The 19,477-nt window shown below is 68.0% G+C and carries 17 protein-coding genes, 1 tRNA gene and 1 pseudogene; 7 read left to right on the top strand and 12 right to left on the bottom strand.

Annotation, left to right across the window (positions count from 1 at the left end):
• Positions 1-28: 28 nt before the first annotated feature.
• The 6 genes from NY1_RS09825 to NY1_RS09800 form a co-directional block, all read right to left on the bottom strand.
• Entirely contained in the window at positions 29-730 is a 702-nt protein-coding gene (locus NY1_RS09825) for a sensor domain-containing protein (protein ID WP_067710586.1), read from the bottom strand.
• 101 nt (positions 731-831) lie between these two features.
• Entirely contained in the window at positions 832-1,830 is a 999-nt protein-coding gene (locus tag NY1_RS09820) for a hypothetical protein (RefSeq protein ID WP_067710585.1), read from the bottom strand.
• A gap of 139 nt (positions 1,831-1,969) precedes the next feature.
• Positions 1,970-2,656 (bottom strand): nucleoside triphosphate pyrophosphohydrolase, encoded by a 687-nt coding sequence (locus NY1_RS09815; RefSeq protein ID WP_067710733.1) that lies wholly within the window; start codon positions 2,654-2,656, stop codon positions 1,970-1,972.
• Positions 2,657-2,691: 35 nt separating this feature from the next.
• Positions 2,692-6,309, bottom strand: coding sequence for a transcription-repair coupling factor (mfd, locus tag NY1_RS09810; protein WP_067710584.1), 3,618 nt, complete (start codon positions 6,307-6,309; stop codon positions 2,692-2,694).
• Between the two features lie 195 nt (positions 6,310-6,504).
• Positions 6,505-7,152, bottom strand: a complete 648-nt coding sequence (locus tag NY1_RS09805; protein ID WP_067710583.1) for a TetR family transcriptional regulator — start codon at positions 7,150-7,152, stop codon at positions 6,505-6,507.
• 202 nt (positions 7,153-7,354) lie between these two features.
• Positions 7,355-7,984, bottom strand: a complete 630-nt coding sequence (locus tag NY1_RS09800; RefSeq protein WP_067710582.1) for a TetR/AcrR family transcriptional regulator — start codon at positions 7,982-7,984, stop codon at positions 7,355-7,357.
• 225 nt (positions 7,985-8,209) lie between these two features.
• On the opposite strand from NY1_RS09800, the gene NY1_RS09795 reads away from it, so the two are divergent.
• The 6 genes from NY1_RS09795 (at position 8,210) to NY1_RS09770 (ending at position 12,917) form a co-directional block, all read left to right on the top strand.
• Positions 8,210-8,280: transfer RNA gene (locus NY1_RS09795), tRNA-Gln, on the top strand.
• A 107-nt stretch (positions 8,281-8,387) separates the two neighbouring features.
• Entirely contained in the window at positions 8,388-9,869 is a 1,482-nt protein-coding gene (gene glmU, locus NY1_RS09790; RefSeq protein WP_067710581.1) for a bifunctional UDP-N-acetylglucosamine diphosphorylase/glucosamine-1-phosphate N-acetyltransferase GlmU, read from the top strand.
• On the top strand, positions 9,866-10,846 hold the full coding sequence (locus NY1_RS09785) for a ribose-phosphate diphosphokinase (RefSeq protein ID WP_067710580.1): 981 nt from the start codon (positions 9,866-9,868) through the stop codon (positions 10,844-10,846). Before glmU ends, NY1_RS09785 begins: the two co-directional genes overlap by 4 nt.
• Positions 10,847-11,116: 270 nt before the next feature.
• Positions 11,117-11,434: a hypothetical protein gene (locus NY1_RS09780; RefSeq protein ID WP_233033580.1), complete on the top strand. Its 318-nt coding sequence runs from the start codon at positions 11,117-11,119 to the stop codon at positions 11,432-11,434.
• A gap of 78 nt (positions 11,435-11,512) precedes the next feature.
• The gene (locus NY1_RS44015) at positions 11,513-12,277 is read left to right on the top strand and encodes a polyadenylate binding domain-containing protein (RefSeq protein WP_067710579.1); all 765 of its coding nucleotides are present in this window, start codon (positions 11,513-11,515) and stop codon (positions 12,275-12,277) included.
• A gap of 1 nt (position 12,278) precedes the next feature.
• Positions 12,279-12,917: a DUF2461 domain-containing protein gene (locus NY1_RS09770; RefSeq protein WP_067710578.1), complete on the top strand. Its 639-nt coding sequence runs from the start codon at positions 12,279-12,281 to the stop codon at positions 12,915-12,917.
• Between the two features lies 1 nt (position 12,918).
• On the opposite strand, the gene NY1_RS09765 is transcribed toward NY1_RS09770, so the two are convergent.
• The 6 genes and pseudogenes from NY1_RS09765 to egtA form a co-directional block, all read right to left on the bottom strand.
• Positions 12,919-13,308, bottom strand: a complete 390-nt coding sequence (locus NY1_RS09765) for a hypothetical protein (RefSeq protein ID WP_067710577.1) — start codon at positions 13,306-13,308, stop codon at positions 12,919-12,921.
• 54 nt (positions 13,309-13,362) lie between these two features.
• On the bottom strand, positions 13,363-14,334 hold the full coding sequence (egtD, locus tag NY1_RS09760; RefSeq protein ID WP_067710576.1) for an L-histidine N(alpha)-methyltransferase: 972 nt from the start codon (positions 14,332-14,334) through the stop codon (positions 13,363-13,365).
• A gap of 713 nt (positions 14,335-15,047) precedes the next feature.
• Positions 15,048-15,437, bottom strand: a pseudogene (locus NY1_RS42735) (class II glutamine amidotransferase domain-containing protein); the annotation flags it as partial.
• Entirely contained in the window at positions 15,437-16,777 is a 1,341-nt protein-coding gene (egtB, locus tag NY1_RS09750) for an ergothioneine biosynthesis protein EgtB (RefSeq protein ID WP_067710574.1), read from the bottom strand. The gene egtB and the pseudogene NY1_RS42735, both read right to left, overlap by 1 nt.
• Positions 16,774-16,908: a hypothetical protein gene (locus NY1_RS45075; protein ID WP_267888403.1), complete on the bottom strand. Its 135-nt coding sequence runs from the start codon at positions 16,906-16,908 to the stop codon at positions 16,774-16,776. Before NY1_RS45075 ends, egtB begins: the two co-directional genes overlap by 4 nt.
• Positions 16,905-18,170 carry an ergothioneine biosynthesis glutamate--cysteine ligase EgtA gene (egtA, locus tag NY1_RS09745; protein WP_084534816.1) on the bottom strand — a complete coding sequence of 422 codons (1,266 nt, stop codon included), beginning with the start codon at positions 18,168-18,170 and terminating at the stop codon, positions 16,905-16,907. The genes NY1_RS45075 and egtA overlap by 4 nt, the downstream gene beginning before the upstream one ends.
• 112 nt (positions 18,171-18,282) lie before the next feature.
• Here egtA and NY1_RS09740 point away from each other — a divergent pair, with 112 nt between their 5' ends.
• Entirely contained in the window at positions 18,283-19,458 is a 1,176-nt protein-coding gene (locus NY1_RS09740; RefSeq protein WP_067710730.1) for an aminotransferase class V-fold PLP-dependent enzyme, read from the top strand.
• Positions 19,459-19,477: the final 19 nt, after the last annotated feature.

Raw genomic sequence — 19,477 nt, 5'->3', positions numbered from 1 at the left:
GTCGACCGGAATGTCCGGTACGTGAAAGTCAGTGCTGTTGTTTGATCTTCGCCGCGATTTTGTCGGCGATGATCGCGGCGGTGCGGGCGTCCGCGGTGGCGCAACTGGCCGTCTCGATCACCGCATTGCCCACCGTGCGAATGGTGTTCGAACAGAACCATTTGTTCGACTTCGAGGTCAGCACCCAGTCCACCGACACCGCCGACGGATCGGAATTGTGCTGGATCGCCGTCACCCGCGTGGTGTTGGATTTACCGGTCTCGGTCGAGGTGTTGGTGACATCGCTGTCCTTGCAACTCGCCAGGAAAGCGCGGTACTTCGCCACCAGGTCCTCGGCCACCACGAAATTCTTGTAGGTGGTGACGGCCTGGAAAATATTGTGGTCGTAGTCGTCCCCCGGTTCCTGATACGACCGCAGCCGGTACCCGGTCCAGGTGTCGCCGTAACTGCGCTTGTCCCCGCTGTAGAGCAGCGAACCGCAGTCCGGCGGACTGTAGGTGTACTTCGGGACGGTCGGCACCGTGTTCTCGAACTTCTGCACCAGCTTGCTCGACGCCACGATCTTGCCCGTCTCGTCGGGCGTCAGCAGCATGTCCGGGATCTTGTCAGCGGTCAGCTTCGGCAGCTTCACCACCGCCGGATCCGGTGCCGCCGTACCGTTCACGACCCCGCCGCAACCGGTCACCAGAAAGAGCAGCGCCAACCCCATGGCGATACCGCGCCCCCGCATATGCCCTCCTCGCGCCGCGGTCAACCCGAGCATAGCGGCGAACGGGACGAGGGGCCGAGCGTCCGGTGAGGACGGGTCCGGCATCCGGCGCGCCGGGCGTTTCAGGCGATGCGCTCCCGCATCCACTGCGGGATCTCGTCCCCGGCGCGCGGGAAGGCGGCCAGTTCGCGGCGGCACTGATCCGGTTCCGGGACCGGCACCCACTCCGGAATCTCCTTGCGCGACAACTGGAATTGCACGCCGTCGGCATCGACCTTGGTGGCCACCCGGCCGCTCAGCCAGGTGCCGGTCATCTGGTCGTAGGACAGCTCCTTGTGCCGGCCCAGCAGTGCCAGCAGCTCCTCGGCCAGCACCATGTCCTCGTCGGTCTCGTCGGCCAGCTTCACATTGCGCACCGATTCGTCGGCCAGCTGCACCTGGATGCCGGCGTGCCCCTCCTCGCCGACCAGCACGAACCACAGCACCGCGAACGCCCAGCCCGGCGGGAGCATATCGGTGAGCACGCCGACCAGTGCGGCCTCGACCATCTCCAGATCGGCGGACAGGTCGCCGGAGCGCGCCATCGGGGCCTCGTCGCCGTCGGCCAGCACCAGCGGCGGATAGTGCGCCACCATGGCCTCGACCGCCTCGGCCACCGGCACGGGTAGTCGCTCGGGCAGGATGTACAGCGGGCGATCCGGATCGCGGCGTTTGCGCACATCGCCCAAAGCCACTACCCGGGACCGGAATTCGATGGGATCGCGCAGGATCACCTCGGCGAAACGTTCCTCGTGGCCGCCGCGCCGCAACCGCCCCACCCGCAACCGCAGCCGCTCCACCTCGTGCCAGCCGACATGCGGAAACCCCCGATAGGTGAAGCCCGCGTCGGTGATCACCAAGGTCGGCTGCGGTCTCAGCAGCTCGTGCAGCATGCCGTACACGCCGAAACCGAAGAGCGCCACGGTCACCAGCCCGCCCAGCCGCATCGCCGGATGCTCGGCGCTGTCCAGCACGACCGGCAACGGCAAAACGGTCAGCACCAGGAAGAACAGCAGCGCGCCGACGGTACCCGCCCGGGACGGGTAGAACTCGGTGACAGATCCACGCTCCTCGTCACTCACCCCGTTGACGCTAGCTGTTCCGCCTCCCCGGGACTAGAGCGCCCGGCCAAGTGCCGCTAACTCTTCGCAACGCGTGCCGGCGGCCAGGAGCCGAAACCATTTCGGGCGTACCCGGGGAGTTACCCCGATTCTCGCGAGATCAGTTGTCGCCTTGGGCTGGGCCTTTCGGCCAATATTCGAGCCAATCCTCGGCGGTGAGGGGGGCGCGTTCGCCGCGGGCGGATTCGGCGGCGTCTTCGGCGGTGCGGATAGCGGCGGCGAAGGTGAGGGTGGCTTTGCGGAGGCGTTCTTCGGCGCTGTCGGGGCCGCCGAGTTCCACGGTGCGGAGGGCGGTGGGGATCAGGGTGGCGGGGAGGCCGGCTTTGGCGCTGCGGGAGCGGACCTTCTCGGCGAGGGCCAGGGCGGGCTGGGCCATGGCGATGCCGTCCAGGCAGGAGCGGCGGGCCTTCTCGGCGGATTTGCGGAGTTCCCAGGCGGATTCCTGAGCGGCGATCTTCTCCGCCAGCGGCGCGGCAGGGTCGATGTCCTGATCGCTGAGGTGGGGGCTGCGGTTGACCAGCTTGGCGACCAGGGCCGCCGCCACGTCGGCGACGGTGAATTCGCCTGCGGCCTCGGCTATCCGGGAATGGAACAGCACCTGCAGCAGCAGGTCACCGAGTTCCTCGCGGATGGTGTCCGCGTCGGCCTCCTGGATGGCGTCCAGCAGCTCATAGGTCTCCTCCAGCAGGTACGGGCGCAGCGAATCGTGGGTCTGGGTGACCTCCCAGCCGCCGAAATTCCACAGCCGGTCCATCACCTCGACCGCTTCGCCGAGCGCCGCGGTCATGCGCGCGGTATCCGCGGCGGTATCCGGATCCAGGCTCACCGCGCCGCCGCGGCCTCGGTCGCGACCCGGACATCGACCGCGCCGGGCGCTTTGCCGTCCAGCGCGAGCAGCAGGTCGGCAACGAATTGCAGCACCTGCACATCGCGCACCCGCTCCGCGCCCACGCTGTCCTCCACCCGCGGCAGCGGCAATTGCACGATGCCGGTGGTCGGGCGGTAGGTGGCGTTCGGGTAGAGCCGCTTGAGGCGCAACTGCTTGGAGTCGGGCAGCTGCATGGGCGACACCTTGAGAGTGGTTCCGGTGACGCCGATCTCGGCGATCGAGTACTCGCGCGCCAGCAGCCGCAGCTTGGCCACCGACACCAGGCGGCCCACCTCCACGGGCAGCGGTCCGTAACGGTCCACCAGCTCCTCGACCACGGCCGCCAGCCCGGAATCGTCCTGGGCGGCAGCGAGTTTGCGATACGCCTCCAGGCGCAGGCGGTCGGAGCCGATGTAGTCGGGCGGGATGTGCGCGTCCACCGGCAGGTCGATGCGGACCTCCTTGACCTCCTCGTCCACGGTGATGGGCCGGCCGTCGGCGGCGGCGCGGTACGCCTCCACCGCCTCGCCGACCAAGCGCACGTAGAGGTCGAAGCCGACGCCCGCCACGTGACCGGACTGTTCCGCGCCGAGCACATTGCCCGCGCCGCGAATCTCCAAGTCCTTCATGGCGACCGCCATACCCGCGCCCAGATCCGAGTTCTGCGAGATGGTGGCCAGGCGGTCGTAGGCGGTCTCGGTGAGCGGCTTCTCCGGCGGGTACAGGAAGTAGGCGTACCCGCGCTCGCGGGACCGGCCGACGCGGCCGCGCAGCTGGTGCAGCTGCGAAAGACCCAGCGCGTCAGCGCGTTCCACGATCAGGGTGTTGGCATTGCTGATGTCCAAACCGGTTTCGATGATGGTGGTGCACACCAGCACGTCGAACTCGCGCTCCCAGAAGCCCTGCACGGTCTTCTCCAGCATGTCCTCGTTCATCTGGCCGTGCGCCACCACGACCCGCGCCTCCGGCACCAGATCGCGAATCCGCTTGGCGGCCTTGTCGATCGAGGCGACCCGGTTGTGCACGTAGAACACCTGGCCGTCGCGCAGCAGTTCGCGGCGCACCGCGGCGGCCACCTGCTTGTCGTTGTACGCGCCGACATAGGTGAGCACCGGGTGGCGTTCCTCGGGCGGGGTGAGGATGGTCGACATCTCGCGAATGCCGGCCAGGGACATTTCCAGGGTGCGCGGAATCGGCGTGGCGGACATGGTGAGCACGTCCACGTGCGTGCGCAGCGCCTTGATGTGCTCCTTGTGCTCGACGCCGAAACGCTGTTCCTCGTCGATGATGACCAGGCCGAGGTCCTTCCACCGCACGCCGGTCTGCAGCAGCCGGTGGGTGCCGACGACGATATCGACGTCCTTGGTGGTCATGCCCTCCAGGATTTCCCGGGATTCGGCCGGATCGGTGAAGCGGGACAGGCCCTTCACCACCACCGGGAATCCGGCCATACGCTCGGTGAAGGTCTGCAGATGCTGTTGCGCCAGCAGCGTGGTCGGCACCAGCACGGCGACCTGTTTGCCGTCCTGCACCGCCTTGAACGCCGCGCGCACCGCGATCTCGGTCTTGCCGTAGCCGACGTCACCGCAGATGACGCGGTCCATCGGCACCGACTTCTCCATATCCGCTTTCACTTCGGCGATGGCGGAGAGCTGGTCCTGGGTCTCGGTGAACGCGAACGCGTCCTCCATCTCCTGCTGCCACGGGGTGTCCGGGGCGAAGGCGTGACCGGGGGCGGCCTGGCGGGCGGCGTAGAGCTGCACCAGTTCGGTGGCGATCTCGCGAACCGCCTTGCGGGCCTTGCGTTTCGTGTTCTGCCAGTCCGAGCCGCCCAGCTTGGACAGCGACGGCATCTCGCCGCCGACGTAGCGGGAGAGCTGATCCAGGGAGTCCATCGGGACGAAGAGGCGGTCGCCGGGCTGGCCGCGCTTGCTGGGCGCGTATTCGATGACCAGGTATTCGCGGCGGGCGCCGGCGATGGTGCGCTCGATCATCTCCACGAAGCGGCCGATGCCGTGCTGATCGTGCACCACCATGTCACCGGCGGTGAGGGCCAGCGGATCGACCTGGTTGCGGCGTTTGGCGGGCAGTTTCTTGCCCTCGCCGGGTGCGGTGACGCGATTGCCGGTGAGGTCGGATTCGGCGACGACGACCAGTTTGGCGTCGTCGAAGACCACGCCGTCGTGCAGGGAGCCGCACAGCACGCCGACCAGTCCGCGCACCGGTTCGGCGCCCGCGGCCAGGGGTGCGGCGGGGACCTCGGCGTCGGCCAGGCGTTCCTGAATGCGTTGCGCCGTACCGTGTCCCGCCACCACGATGACGGCGCGGCCGCCGGTGGAGACGTGGGCGCGCAGCGAGGCGAAGATGGTGGCGACGAGTTCCTCGGAGCCGCGCGCGGACGGGGCGGCCAGCACCGGGAGCACGATCTCGTCCGGGTGGTCGGCGGCGAGCGGGCTCAGCGTCCACCAGGGCAGGCCGTGGCGGTCGGCGTCGGCGTGCACTTCGTCCAGGCCGCGGTAGGAGGATGCGGCGAGGTCCAGGCCGTACGCGCCGAGCGGGGCCGCGCCACCGAAGGACGCGGCCGTCCAGGAGGCTTCCAGGAACTCCTGCCCGGTGCGAACAAGGTCGGCGGCGCGGGTGCGGATCTTCTCCGGATCGCACAGCAGCACATGGGTTTGCGCGGGCAGCACGTCGGTGAGCAATTGCAGTTCGCCCGGCTGCAGCACCGGCAGCAGCGCTTCCATGCCCTCGACCGGTACGCCCGAGGCGAGCTTGTCGAGCATTTCCACCAGGGCGGCGTCGACCGGATTCTCGGTGGCGACTTCGGCGGCGCGGGCTCGCAGCTCGTCGGTCAGCAGCAGTTCGCGACAGGGCTGCGCGACCACCATGTCGACCGGGTCGTCGTGCAGCGAACGCTGGTCGGCGACCGCGAAGGAGCGCAACTCCGACACTTCGTCGCCCCAGAACTCCACGCGCACCGGATGATCCGCGGTCGGCGGGAAGATATCCAGGATGCCGCCGCGCACCGCGAACTCACCGCGCTTGCCGACCATGTCGACCCGCTCGTAGGCGAATTCCACCAGCCGCGTGAGCAATTCGTCGAAATCGAACTCGGTGCCCCGGCGCAGTACGACCGGCTCGATATCGCCCAGCCCGTGCGCCATCGGCTGCATGAGCGAACGCACCGTCGTCACGATCACCCGCAGCGGGGCGCCGTAGATCCCCTCGTCCGGATGCGCCAGCCGCCGCAGCACCTGCATCCGCTTGCCGACGGTGTCCGCTCCCGGCGACAGCCGCTCGTGCGGCAGCGTCTCCCAGGACGGGAACAACGCGACGCTGTCCCCGAGTATCTCCGCCAGCTCCGCGGCCAGATCGTCGGCCTCCCGCCCGGTGGCGGTGACCACCACCAGCGGCCGCTCCCCGGCAATGGTGGCGGCCACGAACGGCCGCACCGCCGAGGGCGCCACCAGCATGGCCGAGTCGCGCCCGATCAGGTCTCTGACCTGCTGGAGAGCGGCATCGGCACCAGCCACCGCGGCCAGTCCCGCCAAAGGTGGACGATGCTCGGGCATAAGGAGACTCCTGGGCGCAGATCAGCGTTTCAGCACGACCAACCCACTCTAGTCGCCCGCCCCGACACCCTCGTCAACCAACTCTCGGACCTCTCAGGGGCAAGCCCCTGAGGACCCCCGGAAAGCAAGTTCACAGGGGCTCGCCCACACCCAATGGGGTTTCAGGGGCTTGCCCCTGAGGGTCCCGGGAGTGGGTTACTGCACGTAGCGGCGGAGGCGGCGGGCGGCGAATTCGCGGAAGTAGGCGACCTTCTCGTCCGGGACGATGGAGGGGAGGAGGAAGAACCAGGCGCGTTCCATGCGGGTCGCCATCTGGTCGATGGATTCGGTGCTGACGGCGACGATGTGGACGCCGGTGGTCATCTCCTGCAGCAGCAGGCCGATGGTCTCCGGGTCCAGGTCCGGCTTCAGGTCGCCCTGCTGGATGGCGCGTTCGGCGAGCAAACGGTGCGTCTCGCCCCAGGTCTTGGCGATATTGTCACCGGCCGCGCCGCGGTAGTCGCCGATCTGGTGGGTGAGCTTGAGCATCGCGCCGACCATCGGATCGTTCATGGTCAGATCCGCCACCACGTAGGTGATTCCGATGCAGGCCTCGAGCGCCGGCACGCGGGGATCGAAGAAACCCTGGCAGGCGCTGACCAGTCGCTCGTTGCCCTGATCGACGACGGCGCGCGCGAGTTCTTCCTTGGAGCCGAAGTGAAAGTACAAGGCGCCCTTGGTCACATTCGACTGCGCGATGATCTCGGACAGGGACGCGTTCGCGTAACCCAGCCGCAGAAAGACATCGGCCGCGCCCGCGAGCACGGAATCGCGAGTGATCTCCGCACGCGCTTGCCTAGCCATCAGATCCGCCTGTCATCAAACCAGCCATCCTGAAGTAGACCGACATCCCGAAGTTGACCGACATCACAGTTCGAACAGCACTCGAAGGATGGGTGAACCGTACCACCCGGCTGCGCGATGCCAGCCGATTCGAGCATTCGGCCCGTCCTCCTTCGCAATTCGCTGGTTAACTGTCCAGTTCTACCGCCCGACAACGGACGTATCAGACCGTTGGGTTCTTTAAACCTTTGCCGCTCGGCCATTCCGAGGCGAGTTTCGGTTCCGACTCCAGATGGGTCAGACCGTTCCAGCACAGGTTCACCAGATGCGCGGCAACCACTTCCTTGGAGGGTTGCCGTTCGTCGAGCCACCAGGTGGCCGCCGTCGCGACCATCCCGACCAGCGCCTGCGCGTACAGCGTGGCAAGCGAGGTGTCGAACCCGCGGCGCTCGAAATCCCCGGCGAGAATGTGCGCCACCTGATTCACCGCCTCGTTCAGCAGCGAGGAGTACGTGCCCTCCGCCGCCGACACCGGCTGATCCCGCATCAGGATCCGGAACCCGTCCGTGCGCTCCTCCATATAGGTGAGCAACGCCAGCGCCACCTGCTCCAGCCGCACCCGCGACCGGTTCTGCGTCAGCGATTCCCGGATCATCTCGAGCAAGGTCGACATCTCGCGATCGACCACGACCGCGTACAACCCTTCCTTGCCCCCGAAGTGCTCGTACACCACAGGTTTCGACACCTGCGCCCGCTGCGCGATCTCCTCTATCGAAGTCGCGTCGTACCCACGCTCCGCGAACAGCGCCCGCCCGATCTCGATGAGCTGCTGCCGCCGTTGGGTTCCGGTCATGCGCGGCCGCGATGGCCTGCTGGTTCCGTCGCCCGACGTCATGCTCACCCATCCCTTCACGGCTGCTCGATGGGCGTCTGCCCCCATATGTTCTGTCTGTACCCTATCGACACACATGCCGGATTTCGCTTAAGCGGTTCGACGAACGGGCTCCGGCATGCGAGTATCTACATCGCAATGCCAGTCATGCCGCCGCGCGAACCGTACGGTCCGCGGGGTGATTGATCCGCCGTAGTGTAATGGCAGCACCACTGATTTTGGTTCAGTTAGTCCAGGTTCGAGTCCTGGCGGCGGAGCTCTCGAGCGGGGGCACTATCGTTGCCCCGGCACATAGCCGACACAGCAAAACTGTGGGCGGCGCAACCAAGAACTCAGCACGATGACCGGCAGCCGAGGGAGATCCATGCCACAGCAGACCGCCGTCGTCGTTCTCGCAGCCGGTGCCGGAACCCGAATGCGGTCCAAGACCCCCAAGGTATTGCACCCGCTGGCCGGCCGCAGCATGCTCGCACACGCGCTGCACGCGGCGAACGAGATCGACCCGACGTACCTCATCACGGTGGTGGGACACGACCGCGAAGCGGTCGGCGCCGCCGTCACCGAGGTGGCCGCAGAACTCGGCCGTGACATCGACCGCGCGGTCCAGGAAGAACAGCTCGGCACCGGCCACGCCGTGCAGTGCGCGCTCACCGAGATCCCGGAGGATTTCGACGGCGACCTGCTCGTCACCTACGCCGATGTGCCGCTGCTGGACGGACATACGCTCTCCGCCCTGCTCGACGAGCACCGCAGCTACTCCGACGGCTCGGCCGCCACCGTGCTGACCTTCGAACCCGAGGACGCCAACGGTTACGGCCGCATCGTGCGCGATGCCGAGGGCCGGGTGCTGGAGATCGTCGAACACGCCGACGCCACCCCGGAACAGGCCGCCCTCACCGAAGTCAATTCCGGCGTATACGTTTTCGACGCCCGGGTGCTGCGGGTGATGCTCTCCCAGATCACCACCGCCAACGCCCGCCACGAGCTCTACCTCACCGATGTGCTGAAGCTGGCCCGCGAGGCCGGACACGCCGTTCACGGTGCGCGCCTGCTGGATTCGGCCAAGGTCACCGGCGTCAACGACCGGGTGCAGCTGGCCGACGCGGGTCGCACGCTCAATCGCTACATCGTGGAACGGCACATGCGCGCCGGGGTCACCATCGTGGATCCGGCCAGCACCTGGATCGATGGGAATGTGCAGATCGGCCGGGACGCGGTCATCCGGCCGGGCGTACAACTGCTGGGCCACACCGTGATCGGCGAGGACGCCGAGATCGGCCCGGACTCCACGCTGACCGACGTGGTGGTCGGCGACGGCGCGAAAGTAGTTCGCGCGCACGGCGAGAAGTCCACCATCGGCGCCGGGTGCAATGTCGGCCCCTTCACCTACCTGCGGCCCGGCACCGTCATCGGCGAGGACGGCAAGCTGGGCGCGTTCGTGGAGACCAAGAACGCCACCATCGGCGCGCACTCCAAGGTCCCGCACCTCACCTATGTCGGCGACGCCACCATCGGCGAGCACAGCAATATTGGCGCGTCGAGCGTGTTCGTCAATTACGACGGGGTCAAGAAGCATCACACCGTGGTCGGTTCGCATGTTCGCACCGGCAGCGACACCATGTTCGTCGCACCTGTGACAGTGGGTGACGGAGCGTATACCGCAGCAGGTACTGTGCTGCGTAGAAATGTTCCACCGGGGGCTCTCGCGGTGTCGGGTGGAGCGCAGCGCAATCTCGAAGGCTGGGTGCAGCGCAATCGCCCCGGCACCGACGCGGCCAAGGCAGCGGAAGCGGCACTGGCGGCCAACGAAATTTCCAACGAGCAAAAGGATGGCGAACGTCCGTGACCGCGTTCTCTACCGACAACCAGAAGAACCTGATGCTGTTCTCGGGACGCGCTCATCCCGAGCTGGCGGAAGAGGTGGCGAAGGAACTCAATGTTCACATCACCCCTCAGACCGCCCGGGATTTCGCCAATGGCGAGACCTTCGTCCGGTTCGAGGAATCGGTTCGCGGTTCTGATGCCTTCGTGCTGCAGAGCTTCCCGGCCCCGCTGAACCAGTGGGTCATGGAGCACCTGATCATGATCGACGCGCTGAAGCGCGGTTCGGCCAAGCGCATCACCTCGGTACTGCCGTTCTACCCGTACGCGCGCCAGGACAAGAAGCACCGCGGTCGTGAGCCCATCTCGGCTCGCCTCATCGCCGACCTGCTGAAGACCGCGGGCGCGGACCGCATCATCACCGTCGACCTGCACACCGATCAGATCCAGGGCTTCTTCGACGGGCCGGTCGATCACATGCACGCCATGGTGCAGCTGGTCGAGTACATCCGGAACAACTACGCGCTCGACAATATCGCCGTGGTGTCCCCGGACGCCGGTCGCGTGAAGGTCGCCGAGAAGTGGGCGAACGCGCTGGGCGACGCGCCGCTGTCGTTCATCCACAAGACCCGCGACCCGCTGGTGCCGAACCAGATCACCGCCAACCGCGTGGTCGGTGAGGTCGAGGGCCGCATCTGCATCCTGATCGACGACATGATCGACACCGGTGGCACCATCGCCGGCGCCGTCAAGGTGCTCAAGGAAGCCGGCGCGCTCGACGTGGTCATCGTGACCACCCACGGTGTGCTCTCGCACCCGGCCGCCGAGCGCCTCGCCAACTGCGGTGCCAAGGAAGTCGTGGTCACCAACACGCTGCCGATCAGCGAGGACAAGCGCTTCCCGCAGCTGACCGTGCTCTCGATCGCCCCGCTGCTGGCGCAGACCATTCGCGAGGTCTTCGAAAACGGCTCCGTCACCGGCCTTTTCAACGGGTCGGCGTAGAGACAACTCTCAGGGGCTTCGCCCCCGAACCCCCAGATCGACAGCGCCGCCGTGCCAGTAGGCACGGCGGCGCTTCGTCGTGTGGTGGAGGAGGAACGCCCTCGCCCGCCGTGCCGCCAAGGCACGGCGGGCGTTTTCGGTTTCTGCTCACCGGGCACTTTGGTATCGAGCGGGTGCCAATCGACACCTGTGCCGGGGCGCGGCGGTAGCGTTGAGTGCGAACTTGGCGGTTTGCTACTGGTGCGCTGATGCGCGGAGAGGTGAGGCCGTATGGACGACCGGCGCAACGATGACGAGGACCAGTTGATGGACGAGGTCTTCGACACCGACGACGTCGAGGACCTCGACTACGACCTGGGTGACGATGATCAGGCCGATGAGGTTCGCGAGTACGAGCGGTACATCACCGACCCGCCCGAGGATCTGGTGATCCGCAATCGCGAGAGCGACGACGACGGCCGGTTGGGCATCGGCGAGGAACTCGATCAGGAATGGACGCGGCGCCGGCGGCGCGAGGAGTACCGGTCCGAGGACGACCGGCCCGCCGAGGTCGCCGCCATGGACATCATCGACGAACCCGGCGACTGAGGCTGCACTGTTTCGTTTCGGGCGCCCGGCTGTGATAACCATGGGGGGCTGTTCACACCACATCGAGGAGGGCGCGACATGAGCACGCCGCCGAATGAACCGCAATCCGACTCCGGCTCGGGTGAGCTCTTCAAGAAGAAGGACGCCCCCGAGGCCGCCGAATCCGCACCGGCGCCGAGCTCCGAAGCCGCCACGGGCTCCGAATCCACACCGGGCACCACGTCCACACCTGGCTCCGAATCCACGCCGGGCCCGCGTGCCGAACCCGTTCCGGGTATCCCGCAGCCGCAAGACGACATCACCATGCACTACCGGCCCGGCGCAGCGCCCGATGCGGGGTATCCGCCGTATCCGGGCAGCACTCCCCCGCCTCCGCCGCCGGGCGGGCAGCAGGGGTATCCGGCGGGCGGTCAGTACGGCTACCCGCCCATGGGTTCCCAGCCCGGGGGTTATCCACAACCGGGATACGGGCAGCAGGGATACGGGCAGGATTACGGGCAGCAGCCGGGCGCGGCGGGGCAGCCGGGTGGATTCCCGGCCTATCCGCAGCAGCCCTACGGTCAGCAGCCGTACGGCCAGGGCTATCAGCCCTACGGCCAGCCGCCGCAGCAGCACACCGGCCCGCAGGTGTTCTCCATCATCGGATTCATCTGCGCCGCCATCGCATTGATCTTCTGCCCGCCGGGGTTCGGCATCGCCGGCATCGTGCTCGGCATCGTCGGCCACAACAAGGGCGAGGCGCTGGGCAAGTGGGCGGCCATCGCGGCGGGCGTGTGCATGGTGCTGGGCTTGGTGATCGGTTTCCTGATCATCGACAGCGGAATGATCCCGACCGACAGCTGATATGACGCGATTCGACGGATTCCCGCTCGCCGGGCTCGATTTCTACGAGGACCTCGAAGCCGACAATTCCAAGGCCTTCTGGAATGCCAACAAGAAGGTCTGGGAGGAGTCGGTCCGGGACCCGATGAAAGCCCTTGCCGCCGAACTGGAAAGCGATTTCGGTACGGCCAAGATCTTCCGGCCGTACCGGGACGTGCGGTTCGCGGCGGACAAGACGCCGTACAAGAACCATCAGGGCGCGATCGTGCACACCGCGCAGTTCGGCGGCTGGTACGTGCAGATCAGCGCGGCCGGGCTGTTCGTGGCGGGCGGGATCTACGCCGCGCCGCCCGCCCAACTGGCGGCGCTGCGCATCGCCATCGCCGATGACGTGCGCGGGCCGGAGCTGGAAGGCATACTGGCGCGGCTGATCTCGGCCGGCTACGAGATCGGCGGCGACAAGCTCAAGACCAAACCCAAGGGTTACGAACTCGACCATCCGCGCATCGATTTGCTGCGGCACAAATCCCTCACCGCCGGAAAGCAATTCGGCGCGCCGAAATGGCTGACCACGCCGCGCGCCCGGGACGAGATCCGGAAAGCGTGGGAGGAACTGCGGCCGCTCAACGATTGGCTGGCCGCGGTCACCGAGCAGAAATAGCTCAGTCCGGTCCGTCCTCGCGCGCTTCGCGCCGGATGGACCGGACGCTGAGCCCGATCGCCATCAGAGCGCTTGCCGCGACCAATGCGGCAACCTGGGTGCGCGCCAGGCGATTCCGGCGGCACGGAACCACGAAATCGGGTCCGGTGCAGCCGGGATCGCGACAGATGGCGGGTCCGGTCCATTCGTGCCGGGGCGCGACCACCGAACCGCAGTCCACATCCCCGGCCGGATGCGGGAGCGGGAGCAACAGCAGCGCACCCGCACCGGCGAGCAGCAGCAAACCCGCCACCAGCCACAACCGGGCCCGGCGCCAGCCCAGCAACGACGGCAGAGCTACGCAAAAGGCGGCGACTCCGAGGACGAGGCCGAAAATCTCCCACGGCTTCACTGTCCCCGATCCTAGATCGGGGACAGGTCAACCACCGCCGGAATTGCCGGTTTACTACCGGCGCTCGGCCAGCAAAAGCGCGAACCGCTCATCCGGATCGGTCCACACGCGCTCGGTCGCGAAACCCGCTGCGCGCAACTCGGATTCGAGTCCCGCACGCTGAAACTTCGCGGAGATCTCGGTGCGCATCTGCTCGCCCGCCGCGAACTCCACGGTCATATCCAGCTCCGGAATGCGCACGGTCATATCGGCCGTCGCCTCCAGCCGCATCTCGATCCACTCGTTCTCGGCATCCCACAGGGCGATGTGCCGGAAGCGTTCCGGATCGAAGTCCGCGCCCAGCCGCGCGTTGAGCACATGCAGCACATTGCGATTGAACTCCGCGGTCACGCCGGCCGCATCGTCGTAGGCCGGCACCAGCACCGCCGGGTCGATCACCAGCCCCGCACCCAGCAGCAACTGTTCCCCCGGCTCCAGCACCTGGTGAATCCCGCCCAGGAACTCGGCCCGCTCCCGCGGCACCAGATTCCCGATGGTCCCACCCAGGAACGCGATCATGCGCCGCCCGCCGCGCGGCAGATTCTCCAGCGTGGCCGTGAAGTCGCTGACCACCCCGTGCACGCTCAGCCCCGGGAACTCGGCCGCCACCTCATCCGCCGAAGCGGTCAGCGCGGCCACCGAAACATCCTGCGGCACATACTTCTTCAACGGTCCTTCGGCGGTGAGCGCCTCGAGCAGCAGCCGCGTCTTGGCCGCCGACCCCGCCCCCAGCTCCACCAGCACCTCGGCCTGCGCGATCCGCGCGATCTGCCCGACCACCCGCTCCAGCAGCGCCCGCTCGGTCCGGGTCGGGTAGTACTCCGGCAGTTCGGTGATCTTCTCGAAGAGCTCGCTGCCGCGCGCGTCGTAGAACCACTTGGGCGGCAGGGTCTTCGGCGAAGCGCTCAGCCCCTGACGCACATCGGCCCGCAGCGCCGCGGTCATATCGTCGTCGGTCAGATGAATCTCCAGCGTCGCCGAGGTCATGAACCAGCCCTTTCGTCATCGGTTTCGAGCGATTCGACGGTCAGCGACCCCGGCCGGACGACCACCAGCTGCCGGTCCGCAATGGACCGCCAGCGGGCGTCGTCGTCATACGGCTCCGAGGCCACCACCGCGAATTCATCGGTGACCAGCACCGCCAAAGAGTGATGCCACGTTGTGGCCCACACCGTTTCCCCATCCCCCAGCAGAAAATTCAACCGGGCCTTCGGCGACCGGGCCACGATCTCCCGAACCACCTCGCGCAGCACGATTCCCGGCCCATCCCCCTTGTTCCGGCCGGTTCCGGCGTTGCCACCGGCAGCGCCGCTCGACGCCCCCGCTACGACAGTGGCGGATACCGACGCCGAGCCGAACCCCTCCGTGTCCGTCTCCGAGTGCCAACTCCAGGACGAGGTCCGCGGCACAGCACCGGAAGTGGCCGTCACGCTGACTCCGGCACCGAACGAAACCGCCGACCCTCCAGTCTCCGTACCGCTCCCGGTCGAAGCCGCCCGCGCCCCGTAACGTCCGGTGCCCTCGGTGCGAGTCAGCAAGTCGTGCAGGATCACCCACAGCACCGCGGAGTCGGTCAGCGACTCCGCCTCCAGCAGCGACGGCGAACCGAATCGTGCCGCGACGGCGGTCAGGGTGTTCCGCCAATCCGGGATGGCCCCGTTGTGGCTGAACGCCCAGTGGCCGTGCGTGAACGGCGCGCAGGCTTCCCGCTCGACCGGCATGCCGACGGTCGCCGACCGGATCGCGGCCAGCACCGCGGTCGACCGCAATTGCGGGAGCACCTCGTCCACCGCCGGATCCGTCCAGATCGGCGCGGCATTGCGGTACCGGCTCACCGTTGCCGCGTAATCCACGGCCGTATCGCGCGGATCGGGCGACGCGCCGCCGTGCCAGGTGACGCCCGGCCCGTGATCGGCAGTGGTCGACTCGGTGGGCAGCCACCAGGCGACGCCGAAACCGTCCGCGTTGATCGTTCCGCCGCCGCGCATTTCGCGCGGAGCCCACGACTGGGTGCGCAGCGAATGCGGGCCGCGGGTAAGCAATTCACCGACCGCCGTCGGCGGGCCCAGGTAGGCCAGGTGGCGGCACATCAGTGTTCGTCCGGGCGTAGGTCTCTGGCCAAGCGGAAGCCGGAGAAGATCTGGCGGCGGATGGGGTGATCCCAATTGCGGAAGGTGCCGCGGACCGCCACCTGGTCGGCGGCGAAGGAGCCGCCGCGCAGCATCTTGTAGTCGCCGCCGAAGAACACGTCGGAGTATTCGGCGTAGGGGAAGGCGCGGAAACCGGGGTAGGGGTCGAAACCCGAAGCGGTCCATTCCCAGACGTCGCCGATGAGGTGGTGCACGCCGGACGGGGAAGCGCCTTCCGGATACGCGCCGATGTCGGACGGTTCCAGGTGGCGCTGGCCGAGATTGGCGGTGGCCGCGGTGGGATCGGCGTCACCCCAGGGGTAGCGACGGGTGCGGCCCGACGCGGGGTCGAAGCGGGCGGCCTTCTCCCATTCGGCTTCGGTGGGCAGGCGTTTGCCCGCCCAATTGGCGTAGGCCTCGGCTTCGAACCAGCAGACGTGCACCACCGGCTGATGCGGGCGGACGGGCTGCATGGTGCCGAAAACCCGCCGCCACCACTGGCCGTTGGCGTCCCGCTCCCAGAATTGCGGGGCGGTGAGGTTCGCTTCGAGGCGGTGCGCCCAGCCGCGCTCGGACCAGAGTTCGGGGCGGTCGTAGCCGCCGTCGGCGAGGAAGGCCAGGTACTGCTCGTTGGTGATCGGCGCCGCGTCGATGGCGAAGGCGGGCACGTGGACCGGGTGCGCGGGGCGTTCGTTGTCCAGGGCCCACGGGTCGGTGTCGGTGCCCATGACGAATTCGCCCGCGGGGATGATCACTTCGCCGGAGACGTGCACCCGGGACGGCGGCGGGGCGGGAGCCGACAGCACGGCTTCGCCGGTGCGGAGCTGATGTGTGGCCAGCATGGTCTCGTCGTGCTGCTGCTCGTGCTGGGCGATCATGCCGAAGGCGAACCCGCGGTTCACCAGCTCATCACCGCGTAAAGGACTGTGCTCCAGCACATCCAGCACTTTGTCGCGGACGGTGCCCACATAGGTGCGCGCTTCCGCCGGGTTCAGCAGCGGCAGCGCGGGGCGGTCCGCGCGCGCGTGTTTGAAAGCGTCGTAGAGGTGATCGATATCAGCGCGCACGGGTTCCCGGCCGCCGACATCCCGCACCAGCCAAAGCTCTTCCTGATTGCCGATATGCGCGAGATCCCACACCAGCGGGCTCATGATCCGCGAATGCTGGGCCACCAGTTCGGCTTCGTCCACGCACTCGGTGAGACCGGCGGTGCGGCGGCGGGCGCGATCCAGGGTGTCTGCGATCTTGGTGCGGAGCTGTTCGGTCTCGGCGCGATCCGCGCCCGGGAGGTGAATGGTCATGAGAGAACTCCGAATTCGGTCATCGAGGTCGGGACGGCGGCATCCTCGGCGCGGCGGCGCGGCGCGGGACGGCCCGGCGCGGGCAGCCCGGCATGGCGGTGGCGCGGTGGCCGGGTGAGGGTGCCGATCACGAGTGGTCCTCGGTCGGGGTGCGGCCGCTGCGACATCGTTCCGCCGCGGCGGTCAGTTCGGCTGCCGCCGTATCGGTTTCGGCATGCGCGGCGGCCAGGTCGAACAGATCCACGGCGGCGGCGCGCAATTCGGGATCGGCCAGGCCGTAGCGGGCCGCGTCGGTCCATCGGTCCGCGGTGGGCTTGGCCAGGGTGGTCGCCTCGGCGACGAGCTCCGGGCGGGACAGCAGCGCGTCGAAGACGTGGATCGGCACCGTCCAGGTGTCGCCCGGCTGCGCGTCCAGGTAGCGGACCTCGAGGTGCCCCGAGGCCCGGACCGGCGGAAACAGCGTGGTCAGGTGGTAGTCGAGGTCGGCGCGGGTGGGGCGGCGGCCGAGTTCGTCGTCCAGCGCACCGCACAACCAGTCGGCGAAGGTGGCGCCCGGCGGAGCCGTCCAGTCCACGTCCTCGTCGCAGCGCACGCACAGCAGCGGAACATCCAGGGCCCAGTGCGCGTACCCGGCGATCGGATCGGCCCAATCCTGCACGGAGGGCCGGGTGCGCAGCGGATCGAGTCGCATCCAGGCCCGCATGCGCTGCGAGGCCCACTCCCCCGGCGGCGCGCCCGCCAGCACCGGTGAACAGGCGAAACCGGCCAGCAGCGCCGGTCCGGCACTGTAGAGCAGGGTCCAGCGCGCCGCCACTTCGGCGGCATCGGCCCCGGCGTCCACGCTGACCTGGGTGGCGGCGGTATTGCACATCATGAGCGCGCCGAACGGCCCGATACCGGCGAAGGACCGTTCCATGGCGCGATAGCGCGGCAGCCGCAGCACACGCTGCGCGGTCCGACTCGCGTCGGCGGCGGCGGAAAAGGTTCGAATGCCCCGGGATTCGAGCAACTCCCGCAGGCGGGAGGCATCGGCGCGGAGACTCGCGGCGAGCTCGGCGGCGGAGGCGAAAGGGGCGCTGGATAATTCGATCTGACCACCCGGTTCGATGGTCACCCGACTGCCACCCGGCAGCGCCACGGCCGGGGAATCGGGCGAGATGGACTGTGGCGTATGGATTCCCAGCGCGTCCGCCAGCACAGTCAGGTCCGGACGCGGATCCGACGCCGAACTCCCACCCTGGGCGGTGAGCCATTCCAGTTCGGCGCCGATCAGGCTCGGTGGACCCACCTTGAAGCAGACGCCGCCGATATACGCCTCGGCGGCCGCGCGGGAGGAGAACCCGACATCGGGCGACTGCTCGGTGCGGGATTCGGGCATCACCGTCACTGCCATGCCAACCTCCACTCCTCGGGCCGGCGGTCAGCCGACCCAAACCAGGGTAGCGACGGACTCCGACAACAAATCTGACGTTTTGGAGAACACACCACCCGTTATGGTCGATTCCATGGTGAACATCGCGCGGTTGCGCGCCGATACCCCGGGCTGCGAGAACCAGGTGTTCCTGGACAGCGCCGGCTCCTCCCTGCCCCCGCGGATCGTCGTCGACACCACCGTCGCCCACCTGCGCCGCGAAGCCGAGATCGGCGGCTACCGGGCCGCCAACGAGCGCCTGGAGGACCTGTACGGCGTCAAGGTAGCCATCGGTGAACTGATCAATGCCGGGCCGGAAGCCATCGCGCTCAGCGACAGCGCCAGCCGGTCCTGGACCGACTTCTTCTACTCGGTGCCGCTGGGCCCCGGCGACCGGATCCTGATCTCCGGCGCCGACTACGCCAGCAATGCCATCGCCGCCCTGCAGCGCGCCCGGCACAGCGGCGCGGTGGTGGAGGCCATCCCCAGCGACGGCAGCGGGCAGCTGGATCTCGACGCGCTGGCGGGCATGCTCGACGAACGCGTGAAAATCGTGTCGCTGGTGCATGTTCCGACCAATGGCGGCCTGGTGAACCCGGTCGCCGAGGCGGCCCGCATCGCGCACGGGGTGGGCGCGCTGGTACTGCTGGACGCCTGCCAATCCGCCGGTCAGCTACCCCTGGACGTGACCGAACTGGACGTGGACGCGCTCTCGGCCACCGGCCGCAAATGGCTGCGCGGGCCGCGCGGCACCGGTTTCCTGTACGTCCGGCCCGAGCTGGCCGCCACCATGGAACCGGGCCGGCTGGACCTGCACAGCGCCGCCTGGACCGGTCCGGACGAGTACACCCTGGCCCCCGACGCCGGTCGGTTCGAATTCTGGGAATGCGATGTGGCGGCCCGGCTCGGTCTCGGGGCGGCGGTGCGCTATCTGCTCGACCTCGGCCCCGCAGCGGTGTACGCGGCCATCGCCGAGCGCGCGGAGTACCTGCGCAAGACCCTGCAGGAGATCTCCGGCGTCACCGTGCGGGATCGCGGCACCCAGCACGCGGGCATCGTGTCGTTCACCGTGGACGGGCTGGAACCGATCGCGGTGCGCGACCGGCTGGCGGGCGAATCGATCACGGTGACGGTCAGCCATCGCGGTTCCACGCTGCTGGACATGACCGATCGCGGGCTCGGCTCGGTGGTCCGCGCCTCCCCGCACTGCTTCGTGAGCTTCGAGGATCTCGACCGATTCGCCGGAGTTCTCACGAATCTCACCGCCTGAACACGTACCGACCTCCCCG

The organism is Nocardia yamanashiensis NBRC 100130, assembly GCF_001613325.1.
GTDB classification, from domain to species: Bacteria; Actinomycetota; Actinomycetes; order Mycobacteriales; family Mycobacteriaceae; genus Nocardia; species Nocardia yamanashiensis.
Note: the sequence above shows the minus strand (reverse complement) of the source record. Positions and strands in the feature narration are given on the sequence as shown.